The sequence below is a fragment of the Kaarinaea lacus genome, assembly GCF_975902315.1.
In genome coordinates, this window is the sequence record NZ_CDLKIE010000103.1 from 1 (window position 1) to 8,953 (window position 8,953).

The 8,953-nt window shown below is 44.3% G+C and carries 12 protein-coding genes; 6 read left to right on the forward strand and 6 right to left on the reverse strand.

Annotated elements, in window-relative coordinates:
• Nucleotides 1-230, forward strand: a 230-nt coding sequence (locus ACWVCM_RS02505; RefSeq protein WP_455200127.1) for a hypothetical protein, incomplete at its 5' end; no start/stop codon positions are given.
• Between the two features lie 4 nt (nt 231-234).
• Here the strand turns inward: ACWVCM_RS02505 and ftsH are convergent.
• The 3 genes from ftsH to rimI form a co-directional block, all read right to left on the reverse strand.
• The gene (ftsH, locus tag ACWVCM_RS02510; RefSeq protein ID WP_455200128.1) at nt 235-2,124 is read right to left on the reverse strand and encodes an ATP-dependent zinc metalloprotease FtsH; all 1,890 of its coding nucleotides are present in this window, start codon (nt 2,122-2,124) and stop codon (nt 235-237) included.
• A 63-nt stretch (nt 2,125-2,187) separates the two neighbouring features.
• Nucleotides 2,188-2,709, reverse strand: a complete 522-nt coding sequence (locus ACWVCM_RS02515) for a hypothetical protein (protein WP_455200129.1) — start codon at nt 2,707-2,709, stop codon at nt 2,188-2,190.
• A gap of 27 nt (nt 2,710-2,736) precedes the next feature.
• Nucleotides 2,737-3,243, reverse strand: a complete 507-nt coding sequence (gene rimI, locus ACWVCM_RS02520) for a ribosomal protein S18-alanine N-acetyltransferase (protein WP_455200130.1) — start codon at nt 3,241-3,243, stop codon at nt 2,737-2,739.
• A gap of 167 nt (nt 3,244-3,410) precedes the next feature.
• On the opposite strand from rimI, the gene ACWVCM_RS02525 reads away from it, so the two are divergent.
• Nucleotides 3,411-4,025 (forward strand): SagB/ThcOx family dehydrogenase, encoded by a 615-nt coding sequence (locus ACWVCM_RS02525; protein ID WP_455200131.1) that lies wholly within the window; start codon nt 3,411-3,413, stop codon nt 4,023-4,025.
• Nucleotides 4,026-4,059: 34 nt separating this feature from the next.
• Here ACWVCM_RS02525 and ACWVCM_RS02530 read toward each other — a convergent pair whose 3' ends face one another.
• Nucleotides 4,060-4,947, reverse strand: a complete 888-nt coding sequence (locus ACWVCM_RS02530; protein WP_455200132.1) for a M28 family peptidase — start codon at nt 4,945-4,947, stop codon at nt 4,060-4,062.
• Between the two features lie 52 nt (nt 4,948-4,999).
• Entirely contained in the window at nt 5,000-5,563 is a 564-nt protein-coding gene (locus tag ACWVCM_RS02535) for an HPF/RaiA family ribosome-associated protein (protein ID WP_455200133.1), read from the reverse strand.
• Nucleotides 5,564-5,794: 231 nt separating this feature from the next.
• Between ACWVCM_RS02535 and ACWVCM_RS02540 the strand changes: the two genes are divergently transcribed.
• Genes ACWVCM_RS02540 through ACWVCM_RS02550 form a run of 3 tightly spaced genes read left to right on the forward strand, consistent with a single transcriptional unit; the run spans nt 5,795 to nt 7,221 of the window.
• Nucleotides 5,795-6,025, forward strand: a complete 231-nt coding sequence (locus tag ACWVCM_RS02540; protein WP_455200134.1) for a hypothetical protein — start codon at nt 5,795-5,797, stop codon at nt 6,023-6,025.
• 30 nt (nt 6,026-6,055) lie between these two features.
• Nucleotides 6,056-6,682: a hypothetical protein gene (locus ACWVCM_RS02545; protein ID WP_455200135.1), complete on the forward strand. Its 627-nt coding sequence runs from the start codon at nt 6,056-6,058 to the stop codon at nt 6,680-6,682.
• Nucleotides 6,683-6,702: 20 nt separating this feature from the next.
• A complete protein-coding gene (locus ACWVCM_RS02550; RefSeq protein WP_455200136.1) occupies nt 6,703-7,221 on the forward strand; it encodes a peroxiredoxin family protein in 519 nt (172 codons plus the stop codon).
• A 19-nt stretch (nt 7,222-7,240) separates the two neighbouring features.
• Here the strand turns inward: ACWVCM_RS02550 and ACWVCM_RS02555 are convergent, their stop codons facing one another.
• The gene (locus tag ACWVCM_RS02555; RefSeq protein WP_455200137.1) at nt 7,241-7,813 is read right to left on the reverse strand and encodes a hypothetical protein; all 573 of its coding nucleotides are present in this window, start codon (nt 7,811-7,813) and stop codon (nt 7,241-7,243) included.
• A gap of 328 nt (nt 7,814-8,141) precedes the next feature.
• On the opposite strand from ACWVCM_RS02555, the gene ACWVCM_RS02560 reads away from it, so the two are divergent.
• Nucleotides 8,142-8,953: hypothetical protein (locus ACWVCM_RS02560; protein WP_455200138.1), on the forward strand; the 812-nt coding region annotated here is incomplete at its 3' end.

Here is an 8,953-nt window from a genome sequence, read left to right on the forward strand (position 1 = left end):
TTCCCGCTGATGATATCGTGGTTTTAACGCGCATGGGAGATTTATTAGCCATTGACAGGGCTTTGTTAAAATATTTCCCGTATCAACCTACGGCACGCGACGTTTGGGTAACAATCCCAAAGGAATCGCTGGGTGGTGAAACACCGCTGGCGATTATGTTGTCTCAGGGCAGTAACGGGATTAGTGAAGTCAGGCGGCTTGCGGAGTCATTGTTGGAGCGTGACGTATGAGGAACTAGTCACTGGTTTCTATTTTTTTAAGTTGTGTGGGACCGAGGCATTTTTCAATTTCTTCTTTGTGCAAAGTTTCTTTATTTTCCAGTTCGCTTATGAGCCTGTCCAGTTGAGAACGGTGTGAGTGTACTACTTCAGTGGCCCTTTGTTCCGCTTTCAATAGAAGCTGGTGGGTTGCTTCATCTACGGCTTCTGCAGAATGTTCACTATAACGGCGAGGTTGGGCAATTTCACGTCCGAGAAAGGGGTGTTCCTCACTTTCCCGCAAATCGACCGGGCCAATTTCCTCTGACATACCCCAGCGGGAAACCATGGCACGTGCCATTACGGTAGCCTGGTGAATATCATCATCGGCACCCGAACTTAGCGAACCTAATAATTCCTTTTCCGCAGTACGTCCTCCGAGCATCACGGCCAGTCGATCGTGAAGGTATTCTTCTGGTAAGGTGTGACGCTCGTGTTCAGGTAATTGTTCTGTCGCACCCAAAGCGCGACCATGGGGAACAATGCTTACTTTATGCAGGGTATCAGCATTAGGCAGGTAGTAAGCAACCAGTGTATGTCCGGCTTCATGAACCGCCAGACGATGCTTCTCATCTGGTTCGATGGCCAGAGTTCGTTCAGTGCCTAAAATAACTTTATCTCGAGCGTCTTCAAAATCAGTTGTGGTAATTTGCTGTTCGCCCTTGCGTGCAGCAAGTATGGCTGCTTCGTTGGCAAGGTTTTTTAAATCAGCACCGGAAAAGCCCGGCGTGCCAGCAGCGATTTTGTCCAGGTCTACATCACTGGCGATAGGCTTGTTTTTTATGTGTACCTTTAATATCGCGATGCGATCATTTCGGTCGGGTAAATCCAGTGTAACATGACGATCAAAGCGACCAGGTCGCAGCAGGGCTGGGTCCAGAACATCCGGCCGGTTGGTTGCAGATAATACTAACACGGCTTCGCGTCCGGTAAATCCATCCATTTCTGCCAGTATCTGGTTAAGTGTTTGCTCCCGTTCATCATGTCCGCCACCAAGCCCCGTACCGCGGGTGCGTCCAACGCTGTCCAGTTCATCAATAAACACAATACTGGGCGCGCTTTTTTTTGCGGCTTCAAACAGGTGCCTTACACGTGAAGCGCCCACGCCCACAAATACTTCAATGAATTCCGAGCCGGAAATTGAAAAGAAGGGGACTCCCGCTTCACCAGCCAGGGCCCTGGCCAGCAATGTTTTTCCCGTGCCGGGTGGACCCATCAAAAGTATGCCTTTGGGAATTTCTGCGCCCAGCTTACGGAATTTTTCGGGATTCTTGAGGTACTCAACCAGTTCAGTCACTTCACGCTTGGCGTTTTCCTGACCGGCTACATCTTTAAAAGTGATCTCCGGGATTTCGGCTTTTTTTGATGGGGGTTCGAGAAAATCTTTAAGCTCACCACCGGGACCGCCAATGCGTCCACCTATATTTCGCATGGCACGCCGCATCAGCCATACGAAAAATCCGATAAAAATAATCCATGGTAAAAGCCCCAGTATCAGTCTTGCCCATACACCTTCTTCTGCAGCCGAAGATACATTGACCTTAACACCATGTTCCTCCAGCATTGGTAACAGTGTGTCATCCCCAATATCCGGTATACGGGTTTTGAATCGTTGACCAATTTCACCCCTGGGTCCGATGGGCTGTGGCTGATCAAGTTTACCTTCTGCGATTTGACCTTTTAACACCACTTCGGTGACACGCTGTTCTTTTACGCGTTGCTTGAATACACTGTAAGGAATATCAAAAGTGCGTTCCTGTCCGACAGGGGAGATCTGGAGTAATAGTAATAATACGAGTAAGGCAAAGGAAAACATTATCCAGTAACGGATAAAATTAACAGGGGGCTGTGGTGTTTTCGCGTTCACGGTTATTTATATTACTCTAAATCTACCGGATAGTGCAGCATGCAGAGAAAATATGCCCATTATTTAGTGAATACGCACAAAGTTGCTTTTTATTTCAGTGGCCAGATAATCTTTCCTGGAGCCGAGCTTTTTATATTCAAAACTATCGATTTTCCACGCATGATTATCTTGTGTGTAATCTATAAGTACGTTCCATAGTTCAACTTCCTGTCCTTCATCAGATTGATTGGTGTCTAAGATGGATACCAGTGCCAGGGTAGCGATTCCTTTGTCACATTTCGCTGAGTAGTCAAAAACAATGACAATATCTTTAAGTGTATTCAAATTATCCCAGTACTGGGTCAAATAACGTTGTTTGCTGGCTTCTCCCCGGGCATTGGCCAGCTTATCCGAATAATATAGATTAAAGTTTTGTGAAAAATAATTAGTCAAGTCCTCTAGTCTGGTAGCAGTATTGATATGCTCTCGATAGTTTTTAAATTGTTCATATAAATTATCAGCATTTATCTCGCATTTTGCGTCGGCCGGGCAGGAAATAATGCCAGCAAGAAAAATGAGTCCAGGTTTTATGATACGGTGCCACATCGGAATAATTAGCTGTTCGTGTCGTTATTATAACTTTCTGGCCATGACAATTGCGGGTAAGCGTCCGCGTCGTGAAGGGTAATAGTTCTTTCGCATTTTAGTTTTACGAAAACCGAGCGATTTATACAATTTGATTGCAACACTATTTGTGGGTCTCACCTCCAGCCAGGATATTGCTGCGTGACGTTGACGGGCTTCTGACAGTAAATGTAGCGTCATCTTTTTACCCAATCCCACACCGCGATAGCGAGGAGCGATACAAATATTCATGAGGTGGCCCCAGTTGTTTTTAATCTGGATAATGCCGAATCCAACGATCTCTTTCTCAGCTTCCAAAATCCAGCAGCTCATGCCTGTACGTAACGCACCTCGAAAAAGCCAGGTTGGCCATGGGTGCGAATAACATTGCTTTTCCAGTCTGACAATGGAATCAAGGTCAGGTTCGTGCATGGGCCGAATCAGAAATGAGACCTGTGGAGAATATGTTGATGAACGGTAAGCCTTTAATGATTTGCTGTTCTTTCTTTGTGTCATGTATCGACTCTAATAGGATCTAGTTGGTTGTTTAATGATGATAATCAAAGAAGATTCATAAATTAAGTGTAAGAATACAGCAAGTTAAAAGCATGAAAAACAGCAGGCATTGCTACCTATATGGGTTGTGCATTTTATTATTGTATTTTCAGGCAATAGGATGTGTTGTGGCCCAAGTAACCGCTTCCAAAGTTATCACGCTGCCATCACCTGATATAACAGGCGACAAGTTCCTTGAGCAATTATTGCAGGAACGCCGATCTGTGCGTGAATATCAACAATCCAGTATATCCCTGGCCCATATTGGACAATTGCTCTGGGCGGCACAAGGTGTTACGCATGCAAAGGGTTTTCGCACGGCGCCGTCGGCTGGCGCGCTCTATCCGTTGGAGCTTTATGTTGTCGTAAAAACAGTCGAAAACCTTCAACCCGGCATCTACCATTATGATCCTGATAGTCATACCTTAAAAATTACTCGGGAAGGAGATTTTAGTAAAATTCTGGTGCGTGCTGCCTATGGTCAGTCATCGGTCGGTGATGCTGCAGCGGTGGTAGTGTTCACAGCGATCTATGAAAGAACGACATGGAAATACAATAAGCGTGGTGAACGCTATGTGCATATTGAAACGGGTCATGCTGCTGAAAACCTGTTTCTCCAGGCACAGGCGTTGGGCCTGGGTACCGTGGTAATTGGTGCATTTTATGATGACGAAATGACTGACGTGCTACAGCTGGATTCAAACGCCAGTCCGCTTTTATTGATGCCTGTCGGACACCGGTGACCTGGCGGTCATTGTAACTATTGCTTGTTTGTAACTATTGCCTGTTTGCTAGTGACAATAACATTAAAAATAGCCCATTGGTCATCTTTGCGAACGGCTCGTACATTAGCTTGTCTGGCGTATCTTCCGATGAGTGATAGTAAGGATATCGATAGAATGCTGTGTCGGTAATCATAAAAGCCCTGTAACCCTGTCGCCAAAATGACAGGTGGTCACTCCATGATACACCCGGTACAACTGCCAAAGTAGCAATATGCTCTACGGGAAAATCGGTTACGGCGCGGAACGCTTTTACTGCCTTCAGCATAGTGCGACGTGAACGCAAGTTTGATACAAATGCAATAAAATTACCCGTTTGTGGATAGAAATGCTTAAGTAAAGGTGGGTAATGCTGGCTATCGGGCTGTGAATCATAGTATCCAATAGTTTCCAGTGAAATCATGTAACTGATTTTGTCTCCACACCGTTTTGCCTGTTTTGCGTAAACCATGCTACCCATATTGTTCCAGTAGAAAAAAGGCGGTTCCTCGTTGGCAAAGGCCACAAAGCGAACGGTTTTTTTGTGCTGGGTGGTTATCGATAGCCGAGAAAGCTCCAGCAACGCGGCAATTCCACTACCGTTGTCGTTGGCACCAGGGCTTCCCATCACGGAGTCATAGTGGGCGCCAATGAGTATGATGTCACCATCCTGGTTGCTGCCGGTACTGGTAACTTCCAGGTTGGCACATTGCATGCCTTTTACATCGTAACTGTGCTGAGTAACTTCGTAACCTTGCTGTTGCCATTCCTGGCTAATATAGTTAGCTGCGGCGTTTAGCGCGTGGGGGTGAAAGATATTGTGCTCGCCGATTTCACCAGCAAGCTTATTAACATGGATTTCCAGACGATCAGCAGATACTGGCTCCATAGTTCTTAAGATCATAGTGTTATGCGATCACAGTTTTAAGTGATCATTGTATTAAGTGACCATAGTTCTAGGCAATATGATGTTTGCCAACGACCTGCACGGAGCTTGCCTGCGGTCCCTGTTCCCCCATCTCTTCATGGAAGCGAACTTCAGTACCTATTTCAAGATCTCCAAATTCTTCATCAAGCACGCTGTTACGATGAAAATAAATTTCCCGACCGTCAGCGGTTTCAATTTTACCGAAGTGTTCGTCTGGTGAAAGACTGACCACTTGTCCATGTGATGGTGTTTCATGGTGTTTTACATCGCCGCGTCGAACCCTGGCCAGGTCCTGCAACTGGCGTTGCGCAGCATTGAAAGCATCGCGTACTGCAACATAAGGATCCTCGTGTGCATGATGTAAATCCCGGCCACGTGTGACGTTAATTTCATGCCCTGGCACAGTGATGTTAATGCTGATTTGATACAACTGTCCCTGATGCTTATGTTGGTGAGGTGCTTCTACAACGACGCGACAACTCATAATATTGTCGACATATTTATCAAGGCGTTCGGCATGCTCTCTGATATCTGCATCCAGTGCATCGGAAGGCTCCATGTGGCGAAACGTAACTTGCAATGGAAGTTTCATAGCCAGATCCTCTCTTATTTCCTAATATAAATTTTAAAAGGGTTTGAGGACATAACACACTGATATAGATCAAGTTTTTCCGATTTGGGCATAACAAAAATCTGTTACAAACCAGCAACATAACTTTTCGGTTTAGAAACCAAACTGATACGAGTGTGGCATATGCTTTAACTCGATGGAATGAGAAAGACCTCACCAGTCATAGATGAACAACGATACAGGGGAAAAATCATGAAAAACTGTTGCAACGTAATGGTATATATTCAGCAATTTGTTGATCGGCAACAAATGGCAGATGCGAAGCAAATCGTTGATACTTGCAAGGGCATCATTAATAGCATGCTGGGGCAAACATCAGCAAATCTGTTGTTAGTGGATTACGATCCAGGCGTGGTATCTGGTAAGGAAATCCTTGATACTTTGAGAGGACATGGAATTACCGCTAAACTGATAGGTATGTAGTTTTTAACAGGCAAGTGTTAGAGGTTAGCTGTGCTGAATAAGACGCACTCTTTAAAATTTATCGTGTTGATCAGTATTTTATGCCTTTTGCCGGTAACTCAGGTATCGGCAGAAGGCAAAGTGCTGCGTGGCGTTGATGAGGATGCGCAATTACCTTTTTGGGAATGGCGAAGTGATACGGTATCTCTTCGCCTGGTACAGCGCTTGCCGGATCAAACACGGGCTTTTTTTGTGGCGCGGGGATTCAATAAGGAACATGCCGAGCGTATTGCACAAAGCTGTATTTTTCAGACTGTCTATAAAAATGTTGCATCAGCAACGTCGCAACGGATCATTAAGTATGATTTGACGAAATGGAAAATCACCAGCAATGGCAAGGTGCAATCACTTAAAACGAGAGAAGTGTGGGAGCAGGAGTGGAATGAAGCAAAAGTGCCAGCATCAGCTAAAATTGCATTTTCCTGGTCACTAATTCCTACTCAGCAAAGTTATCAACCTCAGGATTACAATTGGGGTATGACTTCTTATAATTTGCCACCCGGTACACGCTTTGACCTGAAAATGGTGTGGACGCAACAGGGAATTGAGCATAGCGGTATAATTAGAAACATAGAATGTGCGCCAGATATTCACCTGGACCCCAAGGAAGCTTTTTAACTTATATGATGAATTAAAGTATGACGTATTTACGTGAGATTTTTCTGGTAGCACTATGTTTATTGCAGACAATAAATATTGCATCTGCCGAAAATTCTCAGCCTCTCTATCCGGTGTCCGGTAAACCGTTGGCGGCTGACTTTACCCTGAAAGACAGTGATGGAAAGGTTCACCAGCTGAAGCAATACCGTGGAAGAGTCGTCTTAATAAATTTCTGGGCAACCTGGTGTCCTCCCTGTCGATTTGAATTGCCTTCTATGGAGCGTGCTTATGAGCAACTGAAAAAGGTAAATATAGAGATCCTGGCAATTAATGTCGGTGAAGACGCCGATACCATATTTACATTTACTGCAGACTATCCCGTGAGTTTTCCTTTGCTGATGGATCTGGACTCCTCAGTAATCAATGATTATCCTGCCATGGGACTACCGACTACCTATGTTATCGATACTGAAGGTCGGGTGGTTTATCGGGCAATTGGAACCCGTGAATGGGATGACGATACTTTGCTCAATCAAATAAAAGCGTTAATCAAATAAAAACCTGTTAAATTATTCATTAATTCAGGCAACTAATTGCGTCATTAAGCTCTTCGAAAATCTGTTGACATTGTTGTTCAGGGGAAACGAGCCATAATTTTTTTAAAGACTCAAGTTTTTCCTTTGTGATATTTGCCAGTAGCAAGTCGAGAAACTGTCTGATTTCAATGCCCCCATAGCGTGTCCCCAGTAACGGCATTTGCAATGCGTGAATATTACGCTTTTCTGTAATGTCGATGATTTGTTCCAAAGCGAGAATAATCCAGGTCTCTCGGCATATTGGTTCCTGTTCGAGATCGTGAACAATAGCCTGTAAGCGTAGCGGTTGAGTACCCCGTACGATCACGTGGCCTGGAGACAGAAGTGATTGTGTCTCAATAAAATTTGCCAGATACCAGGCTGGTTTTTCGCCTGGGTCACGAATTTCATCTGTTTCTCCCAGCACCAGCGAAGTATCCTGCTCTTCAACAATTGCACTAATAGTAAAAGGAGGGAAATGCGTGCTAGCAATGGCAACCTCAATCGCACCAACGCGACATCGAAATCTGTCAACATCCCAAATCAGTTGTAGTTTGCGGCCGTGATGATGCATAACAAAGTCAGTTGTTGAGTTGCTGTATGAGTTAAAAGTAAAACGGCAAATGTTAAGATTAGCAAATTATTTCAATTTTGAACGAAGGACATGAGATTCTGTGAGCAAATATATATTCTGTAAGATTAGAATGTATGGTAAGTCACAAAATATTACTTTTGGGATAGTAAATCAATGAAGTTTTCTGTTTTATGCGTAAACGGTTGATTGATGTCAATACTTTGGCAACTCTAATTGCCTAGTCTGTTTAGTATCCTTGTAATTAACACCGCCTTCGGTGTTGCGCTGATCAAATTTGTTGACGTTTGCAAGGAATTTAGGAGATGCAATGATGGGACGTATCAACTGGAACACAGGAATTTCTCGACGTAAATTTCTTTCTTACCTTACAGTTCCCACGGTAATGTCAATAGCAAGGCCTGGTAGTTTATTGGCGATGAGCGAGGTAAAGAGTCCAGATGTTCCTGACTCCTGGGCTTTTGTTGACAGGGAAGGGCTAGGACCTCGCGTAGACGCCCCGATTGTGGAAAAGTTTTTTTATCCCCTGCACAGCGAGCAAACCATTGCTACACAAATATATCAACCCAATGAAGTTGATATGATTAAATCTATATTAAGGTCTGAATTCGAGCGGGAAGGCTATGACTGGGATGATGCCTATGAGCTCAGTTACAGCTATCAGCATTTTGGTGTTCCGGACGATTCAAGTTATGGACCACAGCTAGTTAATTATTGTGAGAGAGTTTTTGATTTTCTGTATTCTCGTCTGGATGGGCTTTTTAATGTTGATATGTCCTGGCAATTATTACCATCAGAAAGTTACCAGGAATCTGTTGAAGACGATGTTTTTCTCGGCAATGTCGGTCGCTACACCTATTATGTAATGCGTGTGTTTGTGGATCACCCGGAACTTGATGGATTGCCCAGTTTGATTAATGCTCAGCCTATGGAAAGAGCGATTCATTATATTGTCGATGGAGAGTTTTATTTGCCGAAGCGGGCGACCTTGTATGTCATTCCAGGGCAAACATCACTGGTAGCGCCTTTTTCAGAGTTATTGCATTTAACTTTTCATGCGCCATCGCAAGATTACGCCAAGGAGCTGGGTAAAACGCTTTCTGAAGATGAAGCGCAACAGAA